General features: G+C 61.7%; 13 protein-coding genes. 2 read left to right on the forward strand and 11 right to left on the reverse strand.

The window, feature by feature from the left end; all coding sequences use genetic code 11:
• The first annotated feature begins 69 nt into the window (after positions 1-69).
• On the forward strand, positions 70-2,499 hold the full coding sequence (locus AC0L3E_RS02480; protein WP_473604167.1) for a GcvT family protein: 2,430 nt from the start codon (positions 70-72) through the stop codon (positions 2,497-2,499).
• Between the two features lie 97 nt (positions 2,500-2,596).
• A complete protein-coding gene (locus tag AC0L3E_RS02485) occupies positions 2,597-3,499 on the forward strand; it encodes an SMP-30/gluconolactonase/LRE family protein (protein ID WP_128306930.1) in 903 nt (300 codons plus the stop codon).
• A gap of 54 nt (positions 3,500-3,553) precedes the next feature.
• Here the strand turns inward: AC0L3E_RS02485 and AC0L3E_RS02490 are convergent, their stop codons facing one another.
• From AC0L3E_RS02490 to AC0L3E_RS02540, 11 genes are all read right to left on the reverse strand, one after another.
• Positions 3,554-4,459, reverse strand: coding sequence for an allantoinase PuuE (locus tag AC0L3E_RS02490; protein WP_128306931.1), 906 nt, complete (start codon positions 4,457-4,459; stop codon positions 3,554-3,556).
• 48 nt (positions 4,460-4,507) lie between these two features.
• The gene (locus tag AC0L3E_RS02495) at positions 4,508-5,584 is read right to left on the reverse strand and encodes a pyridoxal phosphate-dependent aminotransferase (protein WP_245469285.1); all 1,077 of its coding nucleotides are present in this window, start codon (positions 5,582-5,584) and stop codon (positions 4,508-4,510) included.
• Positions 5,585-5,942: 358 nt separating this feature from the next.
• Positions 5,943-8,495, reverse strand: a complete 2,553-nt coding sequence (locus tag AC0L3E_RS02500) for an ATP-binding cassette domain-containing protein (protein ID WP_206631145.1) — start codon at positions 8,493-8,495, stop codon at positions 5,943-5,945.
• Between the two features lie 83 nt (positions 8,496-8,578).
• A complete protein-coding gene (locus AC0L3E_RS02505) occupies positions 8,579-9,754 on the reverse strand; it encodes a substrate-binding domain-containing protein (RefSeq protein WP_164898426.1) in 1,176 nt (391 codons plus the stop codon).
• A 106-nt stretch (positions 9,755-9,860) separates the two neighbouring features.
• Positions 9,861-10,907, reverse strand: a complete 1,047-nt coding sequence (locus tag AC0L3E_RS02510) for an ABC transporter permease (protein ID WP_473604168.1) — start codon at positions 10,905-10,907, stop codon at positions 9,861-9,863.
• 42 nt (positions 10,908-10,949) lie between these two features.
• A complete protein-coding gene (locus AC0L3E_RS02515) occupies positions 10,950-11,837 on the reverse strand; it encodes an N-acyl homoserine lactonase family protein (RefSeq protein ID WP_024505467.1) in 888 nt (295 codons plus the stop codon).
• Between the two features lie 25 nt (positions 11,838-11,862).
• Positions 11,863-12,318: a hypothetical protein gene (locus AC0L3E_RS02520; protein ID WP_292459493.1), complete on the reverse strand. Its 456-nt coding sequence runs from the start codon at positions 12,316-12,318 to the stop codon at positions 11,863-11,865.
• A 222-nt stretch (positions 12,319-12,540) separates the two neighbouring features.
• On the reverse strand, positions 12,541-13,290 hold the full coding sequence (locus tag AC0L3E_RS02525; protein WP_473604366.1) for an SDR family NAD(P)-dependent oxidoreductase: 750 nt from the start codon (positions 13,288-13,290) through the stop codon (positions 12,541-12,543).
• A gap of 23 nt (positions 13,291-13,313) precedes the next feature.
• Positions 13,314-14,228 carry an NAD(P)-dependent oxidoreductase gene (locus tag AC0L3E_RS02530; protein WP_128306935.1) on the reverse strand — a complete coding sequence of 305 codons (915 nt, stop codon included), beginning with the start codon at positions 14,226-14,228 and terminating at the stop codon, positions 13,314-13,316.
• Positions 14,218-15,156 (reverse strand): NAD(P)-dependent oxidoreductase, encoded by a 939-nt coding sequence (locus AC0L3E_RS02535; protein WP_128306936.1) that lies wholly within the window; start codon positions 15,154-15,156, stop codon positions 14,218-14,220. Before AC0L3E_RS02535 ends, AC0L3E_RS02530 begins: the two co-directional genes overlap by 11 nt.
• Entirely contained in the window at positions 15,128-16,012 is an 885-nt protein-coding gene (locus tag AC0L3E_RS02540; protein WP_473604367.1) for an amidohydrolase family protein, read from the reverse strand. The genes AC0L3E_RS02535 and AC0L3E_RS02540 overlap by 29 nt, the downstream gene beginning before the upstream one ends.
• Between the last annotated feature and the right edge of the window lie 81 nt (positions 16,013-16,093).

Consider the following 16,093-nt stretch of genomic DNA (forward strand, 5'->3'; position numbering starts at 1 on the left):
GGGCGACTGCGATTGACCCATCAGCTAAATCAAACGCCAAGATAAAGTCGCTGAACAAAGGGAAGAAACATGCGTACTCATGCTCAAGCCGTCGTCATCGGCGGCGGTCTGATCGGCTGCTCGATCCTCTATCACCTTGCCAAGTTCGGCTGGAGGGATGTCGTCCTTCTGGAGCGCAGCGAACTGACCTCCGGCTCCACCTGGCACGCAGCGGCCAACATTCACGGCCTGCATGATTCCACCAACATCAGCCGCCTCCAGCACTACACGATGGCGCTCTACAAGGAACTGGAAGCCGAGACCGGCCAGGGCTGCGGCATCTTTCAGCCGGGCTCGCTCTATCTCGCCCAGACGGAGGCGCGCGAGCATCAGCTGAGGCTCCAGGAGGCCAAGGCGCGGCGCTACAAGATGAATTTTTACGAAGTCGCGCGCGACGAGGCGGAGCGGCTGCACCCGCTGGTCGACTTCGACGGCATACGCTGCATCATGTACGAGCCGGAAGGCGGCAATGTCGATCCGTCCGGCGTCACCGCCGCCTACGCCGCCGGCGCGCGTCAGCGCGGCGCCGAGATCCATCGCTTCACGCCGGTCACCGCCACCGAGGCGCAACCCGACGGCAGCTGGATCGTGCGCACGCCAAAGGGCGACATCCACACGCAATGGGTGATCAATGCCGCCGGCCTCTGGGGCAGGGAGGTCGCCGCGATGGCCGGCCTGCAACTGCCGCTGATCCCCACCGAGCACCAGTATTTCGTTACCGAGACCATTCCGGAAATCGCCGCCATGGGCCGCCGGCTGCCTTCGGTCGCCGATCGGGACGGCGAGTATTATCTGCGCCAGGAAGGGCTCGGCCTGCTCGTCGGCGCCTACGAGCGCAAGATGAAATTCTGGGCCGAGGATGGCACGCCGCTGGACTTCGGCCACGAACTGTTTCCCGACGATCTCGACCGCATCGAGGAGAACATGCTGCGCGCGATCGCGCGCGTCCCGGCCGTCGGCACCGCAGGCGTCAAAAAAGTGATCAACGGGCCGATGATCTGGTCGCCGGACAGCGCGGTGCTGTTCGGACCCGTGCCCGAACTCAGCAACTATTTCTGCTGCAACGGCATCATTCCCGGCTTCTCGCAGTCGGGCGGCATGGGCAAGCTGGCGGCGGAGTGGATGATCGAGGGGGAGCCTTCGCTCGACATGTTTGCCTGGGACATGGCGCGCTTCGGCCTCTGGGCCGGCGAGGCCTTCACCAAGGCTCGCGTGCAGGATCAGTACAGCCATCGCTTCAAGATCCATTTCCCGAACGAGGAGCGCGCCGCCGGGCGGCCCGTGCGGACCAGGCCCGCCTACGAGATGCAGAGGGGCATGAACGCCGTCTTCGGGCTAAATTTCGGCTGGGAGCACCCGTTGTGGTTCGCCGCCGAGGGCGAGCCGCGCGAGGAGACCATCGGCTTCACCCGCCAGAACTGGTGGGAACCGGTGGGCCGCGAGGCGCGCATGCTGCGCGAACGCGCCGGCATCATCGACATCTCCAATTTCGCCAAATACGAGGTCAAGGGCGCTGGTGCCGAGGTTTGGCTCAATGCGCTGTTCGCCAACCGCATGCCGACAAAGATCGGCCGTTCCTGCCTCACGCCGCTGATCGGCAAGCGCGGCGGCATTGCCGGCGACTTCACCGTGACCAGGCTCGCGGACGACGAATTCATGGTCATCGGCTCCGGCATGGCCGAGCGCTTCCACCAAAGGTTCTTCAAGGCTATCCCCTTGCCCGAGGGTACGACGTTCCGCTCGCGCACCGAGGACCTCTGCGGCTTCAACGTGGCGGGACCGAGCTCGCGTGACCTGCTGCAGCGCCTGACCAATGAGGATCTGTCGAACGAGGCATTCCCCTTCATGCAGTCGCGCCGGATCACCGTCGCCGGCATTGAGGTGGTGGCGCTCAGGGTTTCCTTCACCGGTGACCTTGGCTGGGAACTGCATTGCAAGGCCGCCGACCAGGTCGCGCTTTACGAGGCGCTGCTCAAGGCCGGCAATGAGGTTGGCGCCGGACCGGTCGGCTCGCGCGCGCTGATGTCGCTGCGCGTCGAGAAGGGCTATGGCAGCTGGAGCCGCGAATACTCGCCCGAATATTGGCCGCAGGAGGTCAAGTTCGACCGGCTTGTCAAAATGGACAAGGGCGAATTCCTCAACCGTGATGCCTATGCAGCGGTCGCCGAAAGGCCGGCGCGCGACGAGCTGATCATGCTGTCGATCGAGGCCAGGGATGCCGACGCGACCGGCGGCGAGCCGATCTTCCTCCCCGATGGCACGCCGATCGGCCAGGTGTCCTCAGGCGCCTATGGCTATTTTGTCGAGCAGTCGCTGGCGCTCGGCTACGTCAAGGCGGGCTCGGCAAGGGCCGGAGACAAGGTATCCGTCGCCATATTGGGGAGGCCGCATGACGCGGTGCTGCTGAAGCAACCGCCTTTCGATCCAGAAGGCAAGCGGCTGCGGGGCATAGCCCTATGACTGCCCGCGCGCCAGCCGAAAGAACACGACGCTGGCGGGTAACGTCGGCGAGGCCGAGGGGGGAAGATTCAACCGACCGGAAACAAAGGGGAATCGCATGATCAAACGGCATCTGCTGGGCACGTTGTTTGCCCTCACCCTCGCATCGTCCGCCTATGCGGGAGACGTCAAGGTCATCAATGAAGACACGTGGTTCGCCGAAGGACCGATCTGGTATCAGGTCAAGCTCTTCTATGTCGAATATGGCCGCGGCACTGTGACCGTGTGGGACGGCAAGAAGAACGAAATCTTCTGGAAGATGGACGGCTGCGGGCCTTCAGCCGTGCTGCCGACCACGACCGGCGAGTTTCTCGTCACCTGCTACGACAGCAACTCGATCGGCCGCATCTCCGCCGACGGCAAGACGCTGCCGGCCTATGACAAGGACACCGACGGCAAGCCGTTCAGCGGGCCGAACGATCTTGCGCCCGACAAGGATGGTGGCATCTACTTCACCGGCTCCGGCAAGGGCGGGCCGCTGATCGATGCCTCCGCCTACTACATCGGCAAGGACGGCAACGTGAAGAAGGTTGCCGGCGACCTGCACAATGCCAACGGCCTCGTCATGTCGAACGACGGCAAGATCCTCTATCTGGTCGAGACCGAGGACAACCGGATCATCGAGTTCGACGTCCAGTCCGACCACGCACTGAATAACCGTCGCGTCTTCCTGCGCCTCGATGATCTGTTCCCGAACCAGCCACATATCTGGCCTGACGGCATCAAGATGGACAAGGCCGGCGAGATGTATATCGGCCAGAGCCCGCGCTCGCTCGACGCGCCAGGCAAGATCCTCGTGGTCGACAAGGACGCGAAGCTGCTGCGCACTCTTTCGGTGCCGTCGCCATCCATGCCGAACTTTGCCTTCGGACCCGGCGAGAATGTGCTCTACGTCATGGCGCTCGACCAAATCGATGCCGCGCCCTGGCACGGCAAGGTCTACGAGGTTCCAAACAAATAGCGCGTTCACTGACGGACGGGTGAAGGCTTCACCCGTCCGGTCCGGTTGATGGCGTCAGCCGTCGAACCGATCCAGCCAATGTTGGGCAAGGTCCGAGCGGCGGCAGATCCAGATGTCTGGATTGGCTTTGATCTTGTCGAGGAAGCGGGAGAGCCCGATCATGCGGCCCGGCCGTGCCGCCAGCCGGCAATGCAGCGACACTGTCATCATGCGTGGCGTCCGTTCCGCTTCGGTCAGCAGCCAGTCCACACCATCGCTGACATATTCGAAGAACTGGCTGCCTGTCTCCAGGCCGGAGCCGCGCGAGAACCGGCTGTCATTGTTGTCGAAACTATGCGGTACCACCAGATGCCGCTTGGCATCGACATCGACGAAATAGGGCAGGTCGTCATTGTAGTCGTCGCAATCGTAGAGGAAGCCGCCGTGCTCTACCACCAGCCGCCGCGTATTGAGGCTGGGCCGGCCGGTGTACCAGCCGAGCGGGCGAATGCCGGTCAGGCTCTCGACGGTATCCACGGTCATCGCGATGTGATTGCGCTCCTCGGCCTCGCTCAACGGCGCGTAATCGATCCAGCGCCAGCCATGGCAGACGATGTCACTGCCAAGTGCTGCGATCGCCTTGCCGGCCGCCGGATTGAGCTCGAGCGCGCGCCCCACCACGTAGAATGTCGGGATGATGTCCTTGTCCTGAAACAGCGAGGCGAGCCGCCAGATGCCGACGCGTGAGCCATATTCGTAGAGCGATTCCATATTGCGGTTGCGCAGACCCGGCACCGCCGGAGACACGGCAAGATCCGACAGGATCGCCTCGGAGACGCCGTCGCCTTCGCCGATGCTGTATTCGGCGCCTTCCTCATAGTTGACGACGATGTTGAGCGCCAGCTTGGCGCCCCCGGGCCACTGCGCGGCAGGCGGCTTGTCGCCATAGCCGATAAAGTCACGGGCAGGCAAATACGGCATCGCTAAAGTCTCCCGAGGCTTCTGTCGCAAAACATGCGGTAGCCAACACTATTCGCCGTGCATGTCGATCAGTATGCGAAGTGCGCGATCCATTATATCTTGCGGGCCGACCGTCGCGCGCAAACAGTCCATGAGGCCGTAGCCGCCCAGGCCGCGCACAATGATATCGGCGCCCCTTAAGGCCTTCTCTGCGGCCCCCGCGGCGGCTTCGTCGGAGAAGCGGATCAGCACGAAGTTCGTCCGGCTCTCCGGGACGTCATATCCTTTAGCCCTCAGATCATGCGCGAACTGGTCGCGAATCCTCGCCGTGCGGGCCACCGTTTCGCGCATATAGGCCTGGTCCTCCACGGCCGCGACGGCCATTGCGAGGCTTGCCGTCGTGACCTGGTTGGAGTTCTGCATCTTGCGCACCTCGTCCGCGACCGAAGGCGGAAACAACCCCCAACCGACGCGCGCGCCGGCCAAGCCATAGGCCTTGGAAAGCGTGCGAAGCACGGCGGTATCGCCGCGCGCGACCAGCGCAAAGATCGGTCCGGGGTCTTGTTCGTCGAACTCGCCGTAGGCCTGGTCGATCACTAGAAGGACATCCCGCGGCAAGGCGGCCCGCAAGCGCAGCAGCTCGGCGTTGCGGATGCGGGTGCCGGTCGGATTGCCGGGATTGCAGACGAAGACGACCCGCGTTGCCGGCGTGACGGCAGCCAGAATGCTGTCGGTCGAAACGGTGAAATCGCGCTCTGCCGCCTTGATGTAGGCGGCACCAACACGCGCGGCGGCGGAGGCTGCGAAATTATAGGCATAGGACGTGCCCAGCACCTCGTCACCTCGTCCCGCAAAGGCCGCGATGGTGCAACTGATCAGGTCCATCGAACCGGCGCCGCACAAGATCAGATTGGCATCGACCTCATAGCCCCGCCCAATTGCCTCGCGCAGCGCTGTCCAGTCCGGATCAGGATAGAGATGGCTGCGGGCAATCGCGTCCTGGCCGGCAGTGATCGCCCTGGGGCTGGGGGGAAAAGCGCTCTCGTTCTGGGCAAGGGTTGTCCGGTCGCAGCCGCTAAAATTTGCCAAGGCAAAGGCGGACATAGCCTCGACATGAGCGGCAGCTTTCAGAGATGGGTGGTCCATGGGAATGTTCCTGTCGGCCATCTTGTGAACCACCGTTGCCGGACCGGCTCGTGGGACAAGTTACAAATCGCCTGCGCGTTCACAAGCAAAAACTAATCGTGCATAGGGCCCGAAATTCTGGCCCACTTCAGGACGCAAAACGCCCGGTCAGCACGAGAGCGGAAGAAAAGATGACGGTATGCTTGCACCTCGAAAAGGCGTTGCCGAAAGCCGTCAGACAACTGACCGAAATCTGGTCGCAAGAAGATCGGCATCATCAAGTGACGGGAAGCGTCGACATGCGGTTGGGGGAGATTTCGCGCTTTTTTTCGGATCTTCGCGCACTCGACGTCGTATCTCCAGTCTGCGGCAGTTCGTTTCACGGCCTCTCAATGGACGCTGACCGGGCCTGAGAATAGACTGCTACTGCGATCAGCGTCAGCAAGCCGATGAACCAATATTGCCAGGCTTGCGACAGGCCCAGGAAAACCATCGACGAATTGACTTCCTGGATCAGGACGGCGCCAAGCAACACGCCGATGAAGCTGCCGCGTCCGCCGAAGAGACTGGCTCCGCCGAGGACAACTGCGGCAATGCTGCCCAGCGTGTATTCGATGCCCTGATTGGGATCGCCGATGCCGAGCTGCGCCACCACCATCAAGCCACCAAGCGCCGTGAGCAAGCTGCAGGCGATGAACGCGCCGACGACGGTCCAGCCTGTGCGCACACCAATATGCGCCGCCGCTTTCTCGTTGGAGCCAACGGCGCGCAAGCTCATCCCCCAACGGCTGTAGCGCAAGCCGACTTCGAGGATGATCGCCAGGACCAACGCGACGATGAACACGACCGGAATGCTGCCGATAGTGGCTTTGATGGTATCCATGACGGTGGCGCTGATGGCCCCATCGGGATAGGGCCGCAGCAACACCGAGATGCCCTGAATGATGATGTAAACCCCTAGCGTGGCGGCGACGGAGGTGAAGTTCCCGAACCGAACTAAGGTCCCGTTGGTCAGGCCGACGAGGGCTGCGGCGCCAAACACGGCCAACACGCCAACGATTATCGTTGCCATGCCGGCACCTTCATTCAGGAAGAATGACGCGATAACGAGGCTCAACCCGATCAACGGGCCGACCGACAGATCGATCCTGCCAGTGAACACTGCGCACATCTGGCCAAACGAGACGAACGCCAGCGCAGCGGAAAGGAACAGGATCTTCTCGATGTTGAAGCCTGAGACGAAACGAATGTTGTGGCCAGACGCTACCACGCCCAGCAGCACGATTAGCCCGGCAAGCACGAAGCTTGGAACATAGTCGCCGGCAGCAACCATTCGCAGCCATGAACGCGTAGTGCCGAATCTGTCTCGTTCTTGCTGGTCGGTGTTGCGATGGGTGGTGGCCGTTATCATGGTCCGGCCGATATTGGCCTCATTGACGTCTTGGCCTGAGAGTTCGCCCACGACGTGCCCGCGGGAGAAGACCAGCACGCGGTCGCATACGCCCTCAAGCTCAACAATATCGGATGAGACGATCACCACCAATGTCCCGCGCGAAGCGACGTCACGCAGGATGCGATAGATTTCGGCGCGGGCACCCACGTCAACCCCGGCTGTCGGCTCCTCTGCCAGCACGAGTGAAGCCTCTGCCAGGAGAGCTCGTGACAGGATCGTCTTTTGCTGGTTCCCGCCAGACAGCGTGGCGACATTCTGCTCGATCGATGCCGCGCGAATGTTCAAGTCCACTCGCTGGGCTTCCATTTGCCGTCGTTCGAGCGGACGGTCCACGACGCCAAAGTTCGCGAAACGTGACAGGGCCGAGATGGTACCGTTTTCGCGCACGGAAAGACTGGGAAAAAGGCCTTCATGTTGGCGGTCGGGAGACAGATAGATAATGCCGGCACTACGAGCGGCACCCGGGTTGCCGAGCGGCACGGTCTTCCCGTCCAGAGTGACGGCTCCACGGGCATTTCCAAGACCTGCCAGCGAACGCAGGAAGTCGCTCTGGCCGTTTCCGGTAATGCCGGCGATACCAACGATCTCGCCGCCACGCGCCGACATATTGATGTCTACGAAATCAGCGCCCGAAAGCCCTTTGACCTCAAGAATACTTGCGCCATTCATGACACCGGCTGATTTGAGCGGAAATTGCTGGGTGACGGTGCGTCCGACAATGAGGTTGAGGATTTGGTCATCACTGACATCGCGCACCGGTGCCGATCCCTTCACTTCACCGTCACGCATGACGGTGACCGTGTCTGCGATCTGCCTGATTTCCTGCAGCCGATGCGAAATGTAGATGACCGCCGCGCCCCGAGTCGCTGCTTCGCGCACGTTGCGAAACAGGATGTCGACAAGGTCGGCTGTCAAAGCCGCGGTGGGTTCGTCAAGAATGAGGATCTTTGGGTTGATCGCAAGCGCCTTGGCAAGTTCTATCAGTTGGCTTTGCGCGATGTCGACATCGCACAGCCGGGTCTTGGGGTGAACGGCAGAGCCAACACGACGGAGTTGGGCGATTACCCAGTCATTGGCATTCGCATAATCCGTTCGAAGCGCTGCTGGAACTGCAAGCAGCAGGTTTTCAGCCACCGTCAGATCGGGAAGCACTGCCGGATGTTGATGCACGATGGCGAGCCCGAGCCGTTGCGCCTGTGCCGCGCTAAAGCGATCTACAGATTGTCCACATATTTCAATCGAGCCCTGATCGTAGCTCAAAGTGCCGGAGGCAATGCCCATCAATGTCGACTTGCCTGCGCCATTTTCTCCCAGAAGCGCATGAACCTCGCCGCATCGGGCCACAAACGAAATGTCCTTCACGGCGACGACATGGCCGAAACGCTTCCACACGCCTTGCATGCGCAATCCCAACGGGCTGTCCAACGCAGTACTGGTCGGCGTTGCCATGTCAGACTGAAGCTGCTCGACGGTGGCCATGGGTCGATCCTCCTAAGTGACTTCCATCATCCTCCTTGAGGAGATGAAGGGGCGGACAGAAGCCCGCCCCGTTTGGCTCGAGATCAGAGACCGCCCTTGAGGGCTGCCAGGACCTGTTCGTCAGTCAGGCTGGTGCCGTTTGAAGCGGATTCCGGAAGCTTCGGATTGCAGAAAACAGTTCCGGCAAGCGAATCCTCGAGCTGGAAGTTCGTCACTTCCTTCACACCGGCCTCAGCCACCGTATGTTTGGTGCCGTTGGGGTCGGTTATGACGAGCGGCTGATCCATCTTGCCGCCGGCTGCCTCAGCGATCGCCCAGCGTACGGCCAGACGCACGTTCCACTGTTCGGCGCTGTTTGTCGTGTACTGGAAGGCGGACTTGGCGTCGGCATCGTGCAGCTTCTTCCAGGTGCAGCCGAACACGTTGGCGTCTTCACCGGCGATCAGCGGAAGTGGCCGACCAGCCCGTTCGAAAACGCCTGAGGCGACAACGCCCATGCTGAGGTCCGCGATCACACCGTCGATCTGCGGATACTGAGCAATTAGCGCGCCCAGCGATTTGGCGACCATGCTGGAATCCCAATTCGTCACTTCGAACGGCTTCTGTCCGATCTGGACGATGCCCGGATAGTCCTTGAAGGCTTCGAGGATGCCATCAGCGCGCTCACGGCTCTGACTGGTTCCGGCAGGCCCGCCGAGGTAGGCGACATTTCCCTTGCCGTTGAGGGCCTTGGCCATCCATTTGCCCCAGTCGACGCCGTCCTGGTGGAAGTTCGTGCCGACGAAAACGCTGTAGTCCTTGCCTTCCTCACCACCAACACGGGCTCGGTACGGCACGACGGTGCTGCCCTGCTTGAAGGCATCGCGGATCGCCGGCAGCATGGCCGGGCCGGCATCGGGGAACACGACAATGGCGTTGACGCCGCGCGCGGCCAGACCGCTGAGGTCGGAGATCGCCTTCTGGGTGTTACCTTGCCCGTCTGTGTGATCCCAGCCGGTGACGTTCGGGCACTGGCTGGCCTCGTTGATCGCTGCGGCCGTCGTCATCTGCCGCCAGGGATTCTGGGCGAAGCCATCCGCCAGCGCGACAGAAATCTCCTTCGTTCCGCAAAAGCTCGGTGGTGTCGCCGCCGGTTCGGCGCAGAAGACACCACCGGCGATGCCCTTGCACCAATCCGCGGCGCCGGCTTGCGTGACCGACAGCGGTGAGACAGTTGCAAAGGCCGACAGGGCGAGCGCCGCGCCCGATAACACGTTCATTCCAAGGCAAGACTTCATCATTTCCTCCCAACGAAGTTTGGTTGCTGTTCTCCAACCTGCCCGTGCTGGACAGCGTTGAAACTTTTTATTCCCTTGGCCGCCGACATCATGCGGTCGACCTGTTCCTCAAGCTGATTGCCCGCCTGAGATTGCGAAAATTCAGACCATAGATGCCGACCCCAACCAGGATCGCGGCACCTTGGAAAAGGTATTGAACGCCGATGCTGGCGCCCGTCGTCAGCACCAATTGTTGCAGCTGTGTGAGAAAGAGGGCGGCGATCACGGTTGCCGCCAAATTGCCCTTGCCGCCAAACAGCGAGGTTCCACCCAGAACCGTCGCGGCGATCGACGGCATCAGGTAGTTGTCGCCCTGCTGCGGACTTGGCAGCTGCATAAGGCCGCCGAGCAGAATGCCGCCTGCCGCATAAAACAGGCTCGCACCCACATACGCGGCGATCTGGTAGCGGTCAGCGACGATACCTGCCGCGCGTGCGGCCCTGATGTTTGCGCCGACAGCCTCGAAATTGCGCCCGAAGGTCGTCGCCTTGACGACGAAAATGACGACGATAGCCATCGCTAGTGCCAAATAGGCGAGCTGCGTGATGCCAAAGATCTTACCGTTGGCGAACGCTGCTATCGACCCGGGCACAGACACCGGTGTGCCGCCTGAAATCTTGACGTTCAGGCCGTAGAGCAGCGCGTTCATGCCGATCGTGGCAACGATGGGCGCAACACGAACCTTGCTGACGAGCAGGCCGCTGATCAGCCCCGCTACCGCCGCAGCGGCGAAAGCGTAGAAGAGGGCCAGGGCAACACTGCCCTCGGCATCGGGTTGGCTCTCCGCGAAGTAGCAGACGATGACAGCGCTGAGCGAAACCATCCCCGGCACGGACAGATCGATGCCGCCCTGCTGGATGACCAGCGTTTGGCCCAGGCTGATGAGGGCCAGGATGGCGGCAAAGGGCAGCATTCCGCTCATCGCGCCGGTGCCAAGACTTTGCGGGGCGATCAGGCCGCCGAAGACGAACAGGACCAGCGTTGCCGCCGCGATACCCGCGGTCGGCCCGCCAGCTGAGGCAAACCAACTGCTCGGTCCGGATGCACCTTCTCCTAAGGCCGTGACCGGCTTCGGCTTGTCTGAAAGCTTTTCCACGTGTCTTGTCCTTCTGCGGATTCGCGGCATCGAACTTGTCCGTTAAAGCAGTGCGGATCTTGCTCCGCTGGCCAGACAGATTTCGCTGATCCGCAGCTTCTGGCTGGAGAGCCGGGACGGGAATGTCTGTTCGAGCCGCGACTCGTGAACGGGTATGACCCGTCGAGACTCATGGCCGACCTGTTTCATCATGGCTTCGGTGGCCATGATCAGATTGATCTGGCTGCCGGTGGCCAGGCCGACCGGGAGATACATGTCGTCGATCTTGAGCTGTTCGGAGGCGCCGTTCAGGTTCTCGAACTGGTAAACAAGATCACCGGCAAGCACCCAGGTGTCCTGGGAATCCGTCTTGCCATCATTGCGCACCGTCACCCACATGCATGCGAAGGTATGGCTGTCATAGGCGACGTGAAGATCGATGCCGGGGAAGACGTTTTCCATGGCACCATCGACCGCGATCAGGCGTTTGTCGCGCGCCAGCTGCACACCACGCAGGATATCCGCCGTATCGATGCCGGACAGGATCCAGCGCATGCGGTCCGGCAGCGACATCGCCCAGATCCATTCCTGCAGCTCCTTCTTCTGGACGTAGAAGGTGGCATTGGGAAATGCATCGACATTGCCGAAATGATCGAAATGCGCGTGCGTGATAAAGACCGCGTTGATGTCTTCCGGCGTCAATCCGATTTCGGCAAGAACCTCGCGCGGTCCGCGCCAGTTCTGGACATTGAACAGCGTGCCAAGATAGTTCCCATAGTCGCGGTCGTTGTAACCGACGTCGACCATCGCGGCCCAACCGTCTCCCTTGATGACGGCGTAGCAGTAGGGCAACTTCACATAGCCTTCATTGTGGGCGCCGTAGATGACGCCACTCTTGTGGTATTCGGGCACGTATCCGTACTCGAGGACGTAGATCGAATAGAGTGACACCGGTTTCCTCCCTTGATCCAGCCGGTTAATTTTTCGCGGGTCGGCAGTTGCAGCAGGCCGCCGTGAAATCCACGGGCGTCAGTCCGGCGGAAGGTTCCGAAACCATCCGCAGCGACCGCTGCGCGAAAAAAAGCGCGTCAACGACGGCATCGAGATCGGGACTCGCCGGATCAATGAGCTCGGCAAGACGATCAAGCCGCGAGAGTATCCGGCCGAGAAGCACAAGCAGATCGGCTAGCGCGGCTTGGTGGCGGGCCGCTGTCGGCGGCGCCTTCACCGCACCCAGCCGGTCGGTTGCCTCGCGCAACTGCCTTGTCACCGACGCCAGCAAGAGATCGTTGCGGTTGCGGTCGAGGCTGTCGGTCTGGAGCAGAAGCAGGATTCCCGAAAGCTGGCCAACGCAACGCTTGGCGGCGTCATAGAGCGGGCGGGTGTCTGACAGGTAGGAGGCAACCGCTTCATCCTTGATCCCTGACTTCAACAAGGCATCTGGCTGGAACTCGCGGGGGGTGTCCCATATCGAACAGGCGGGACGATGCACGCCTTCGATCGCTGAAGAAGGCGCTGGAAATTCACGACGAAATGGTAGAAGCGCCGCCCCATGCGCAAGCGGAGCCTCGTCTTGTCCGGAATTGATCCTGAGCATGCGTCGCCTCCAATGTTTCGTCGTCGCATCGACCGCAGGGCCGTGCGGACTGTCTTTTCAGTGCATGAATCGGCCGCCGTTGACGTCGAGAATGAGCCCCGTCACGTAGTCGGACAGGTCTGAGACCAGAAACAGGCAAGCTTTTGCGATATCGTCAGCCGTTCCGAGCCGGCCAAGCGGGATGTTCACGACTATGTCGCGCCGCTTGTCTTCGGTCAGCTTGTCGCCAAAGATGTCCGTGTCGATCGTGCCGGGGGCTATCGCGTTGACGCGGATATTGTGCTGCGCCAGTTCACGCGCCATCGACTTGGTGAGGCTGTGGATGCCGCCCTTGGCGGCGGAATAATGCGGCCCGCCGAAAATGCCACCGCCGATCTGAGCCGCGATCGAGCCGATCGAAACGATCGCGCCGGAGCGCCGTTCGATCATCGAAGGCACGGTAGCCTGGGCCATGTTCAGGCTGCCACGTAGGCTGGAATCGATGACCAGGTCGAAATTCTCCTGGGTGATATCCATCAGCCGGTCTGGTTGGCTGATGCCGGCATTGTTGACCAGGATGTCAACATGTCCGAAGCGGGCCATGACGTCACCAACTGCCTTGCGGCAAAAAGCAGGATCCCGGACATCGCAGACGACGCCGATGTGTTCGGGGCCGATGTCGCGCGCTGCATTCATGGCGGCTTCTTCGTCGAGGTCGAAGATTGCCACACGGCATCCCTGCACGGCAAACCGCCGGGCCGTGGCCTTGCCAATGCCGCGCGGCGACGCCGCGCCTGTAATGATGGCGGTCTTGTCCTTCAGCATCACGGCGTAGTCCTCCCCATGTTCATTCATTCGGCAGCCTCGGCCGCGTCTTCGATTTCCACGCCCGCCCAACCCTCGATGAGGGCCGCGATGCGCGAGCAATCGGCGTTCGCCATGCCTTGCGTCATGGCGAACTGCCAGAACTGGCGGACGTTGGCCCCGAGCCACATTGGCACGCCCATACGCTCGGCTTCCTGCATGCAAAGCGTCACGTCCTTGTGCATGAGCTCGGTGCGAAAATTCTGGTCGTAGCGGCGTGTCACCACATGCTTTGGATAGGCGATCTCCGACACCCAAGACCGGCCTGAGCCGGCATTGATGATCCGGAACAGATCCTCGGGCTCGATACCGCCCTTTTCGGCGAATGCTAGCGCTTCGCCGACGATCACCATGTTGGTTGCGGTGAGAAGATTATTGGCGAGCTTGAGGATCTGTGCCTTGCCGACGTCCGGGCCGAGATGGACAAAAGTCTTTGCAAATGTCGCCAGGAACGGTCGTGCCCGTTCCAGTGTCTGCTCCGACCCCGACGCCATGACCGCCAGCGTCTCGTTGCGGACGCCGATTGGTCCGCCGCTGACGGGCGCATCCAGCACAGATACGCCGCGTTCCGCCATCGCATCACCGACCTTGCGCGCCATAGTCGGGCCGGTGGTCGAGAGATCGATATAGTGCTTGATGCGTTTGCCTTGGATAAGGCCGGCCTCACCCAGCGCGACGGCCTCGACGATCGGTGCGTTTGGCAGGCTGACGAAGACCGTCTCGACCGCATTGGCGACCGCGGCGGCGCTGTCTTGCCGCTTTGCTCCCTGCGCGACAAGGACGTCGACGGCCGCAGCGTTGGTATCGAAAATGTGGACGTCGAGCTGAGCTGCCAGAGCCTTGCTGACCATGGGCATGCCCATCGCACCGAGACCGATGAATCCGTAAGAATTACTGGGCACGCGCGCTCTCCCCGATCGCTGTAAGATGTGACGGCGCGCCTTCGTAGAGGCGATAGATGCCGGTGCCGTCGATTTCGCCGTGGCCGGCGGTGATAAGCAGACGAAAGAGCTGGGCGGCTTGGCCGGACATTGGGGTTGCCGTGCCCGAACTACGGGCGAGCTCCTGCACCATGTCGAGGTCTTTCAGCAGCTGACGCGCATAGGCCCGCGGCGCGAAATCATGTGCGGCGATACGTGGATAGAGCTGTTGCATCAGAACGCCGTCGGCATGGCCGTATTTCACGCATTCGGGCAGCAGCGCAGCATCCATTCCTGCCGCTTCAGCGAGGCGGACGGCTTCGGCCAGAACAGCATAATTCGTGCCGACCACGAGCTGCGCGATCATCTTGGCAACCGAACCCATGCCTGTCTGTCCGACATGGGTGAACTGCCTGCCGACGTCCTGGATCAAGGAACGGATGCGTGCGATCGCCCAATCCGAGCCGCCGGCCATGATCGTCAGATTGCCTTCGCCTGCCGCCGAGGGACCACCCGAAACCGGAGCGTCGATCCATTCGCATCCCGTGGCCGCTTGGACGCGCGAACCGATGGACCGGCAGAAATCCGGGGACACGGTTGAGAAATCCACCACGATCTGCGGTGGCAGCAGAGCATCCGACAGGCCCGCTTGGCCAAACACCACGGTTTCGACTGCCGCCTGCGACGGCAGGTTGAGGAGCACGAAATCCGCGTCGTCGACACAGTCTTTTGCCGACGCAGCGCCAACTGCACCCGAAGCCATAGCCGCAGCGTGCCGGCCGGCATCCGCGTCGAAGACTCGTAGCTTGTAGCCAAGCCCTGCAAGGCGCGCGGCCATGGGTCCGCCCATCAGGCCGACGCCGATATAGGCAAGGCGCGGCTTACCGGATGTCATAGAATTGGACCGCATTGTCGTGGAACAGGCGCTTTTGCGCTTCGGGTCCGAGATCCGCCGTGATCTCCTTGTAGCCACCAAAGATCTTATCGAGCGTGCCGCACACACTGTCGACCGGGAAATTGCTCCCGAACATGCAGCGATCGACGCCGTAAATCTCGATGATCGACCTCACGATGTCGCGGTTGTTGGCGACCGTCCATGGCTGGCCAGGCAGGCCGATGCCGGAGATCTTCACCGCCACGTTCGGCCGCTTGGCGAATTCGGTCATTGCCGCCTTCCAGCCGGCAATCCCCTCGGCACTGCGATCGGCCGGCAGCCCTGAATGCAGCAGGATGATCTGCGTCTGCGGGAAGCGGTCGGCGAGCGTGCTCGCCTCGTGCAGATGCCACCATGGTGTCTGCAGATCGAACCGCAAACCATAGCTGGACAGCATGGCGAAACCTATGACCCAATGCGGGTCGACCATGCTGCCTGGAGCGGCTGAGCCGGGCTTGGGATTGGATTTCGGCTTGTGACGCAGGCCGCGTACGAAGTCGAAACCGGCCAGCCGCTCCAGCACCCGGGCGCGGTCGTCCCGGTCGAGCCATGCCTGGCCGACAGCGACGTTAGGCCACCCCGTCTCACGACGAAGGGAGGCGATATAATCCATCTCGCCGATTGGATCACTCGGATCCCACTCGGCTTCGATATAGACCGTCTTGACAACGTGGTGGCCGGCAGCGTCCCGCTTGTAGTCGGCCGGCAGATACGGCCGGCATATCGAGGAGTAGTCGCCATAGCGGAATGGGATCAGCGGCCGATCGTTGAGCCACGGATAATAGTTCTGCTCGGGATTCCAGAAGTGGACGTGAGCATCCACCATCGGCATATCAGTCACGTCTGTCTCCTCTCCGTCTCGGGATGACCCGTCTCAGATTGGATGCCAGCTCCTCTTCCGGCATCCGCAGTC

The organism is Mesorhizobium sp. WSM4822, assembly GCF_055811155.1.

What these genes read in the sequence shown, in the direction of transcription:
- AC0L3E_RS02480 (WP_473604167.1), top strand. Translation starts at nt 70, where the DNA reads ATGCGTACTCATGCTCAAGCCGTCGTCATCGGCGGCGGTCTGATCGGC.
- AC0L3E_RS02495 (WP_245469285.1), bottom strand. Translation starts at nt 5,584, where the DNA reads ATGGACCACCCATCTCTGAAAGCTGCCGCTCATGTCGAGGCTATGTCC.
- AC0L3E_RS02540 (WP_473604367.1), bottom strand. Translation starts at nt 16,012, where the DNA reads ATGCCGATGGTGGATGCTCACGTCCACTTCTGGAATCCCGAGCAGAAC.
- AC0L3E_RS02535 (WP_128306936.1), bottom strand. Translation starts at nt 15,156, where the DNA reads ATGCGGTCCAATTCTATGACATCCGGTAAGCCGCGCCTTGCCTATATC.
- AC0L3E_RS02490 (WP_128306931.1), bottom strand. Translation starts at nt 4,459, where the DNA reads ATGCCGTATTTGCCTGCCCGTGACTTTATCGGCTATGGCGACAAGCCG.
- AC0L3E_RS02505 (WP_164898426.1), bottom strand. Translation starts at nt 9,754, where the DNA reads ATGAACGTGTTATCGGGCGCGGCGCTCGCCCTGTCGGCCTTTGCAACT.
- AC0L3E_RS02485 (WP_128306930.1), top strand. Translation starts at nt 2,597, where the DNA reads ATGATCAAACGGCATCTGCTGGGCACGTTGTTTGCCCTCACCCTCGCA.
- AC0L3E_RS02500 (WP_206631145.1), bottom strand. Translation starts at nt 8,495, where the DNA reads ATGGCCACCGTCGAGCAGCTTCAGTCTGACATGGCAACGCCGACCAGT.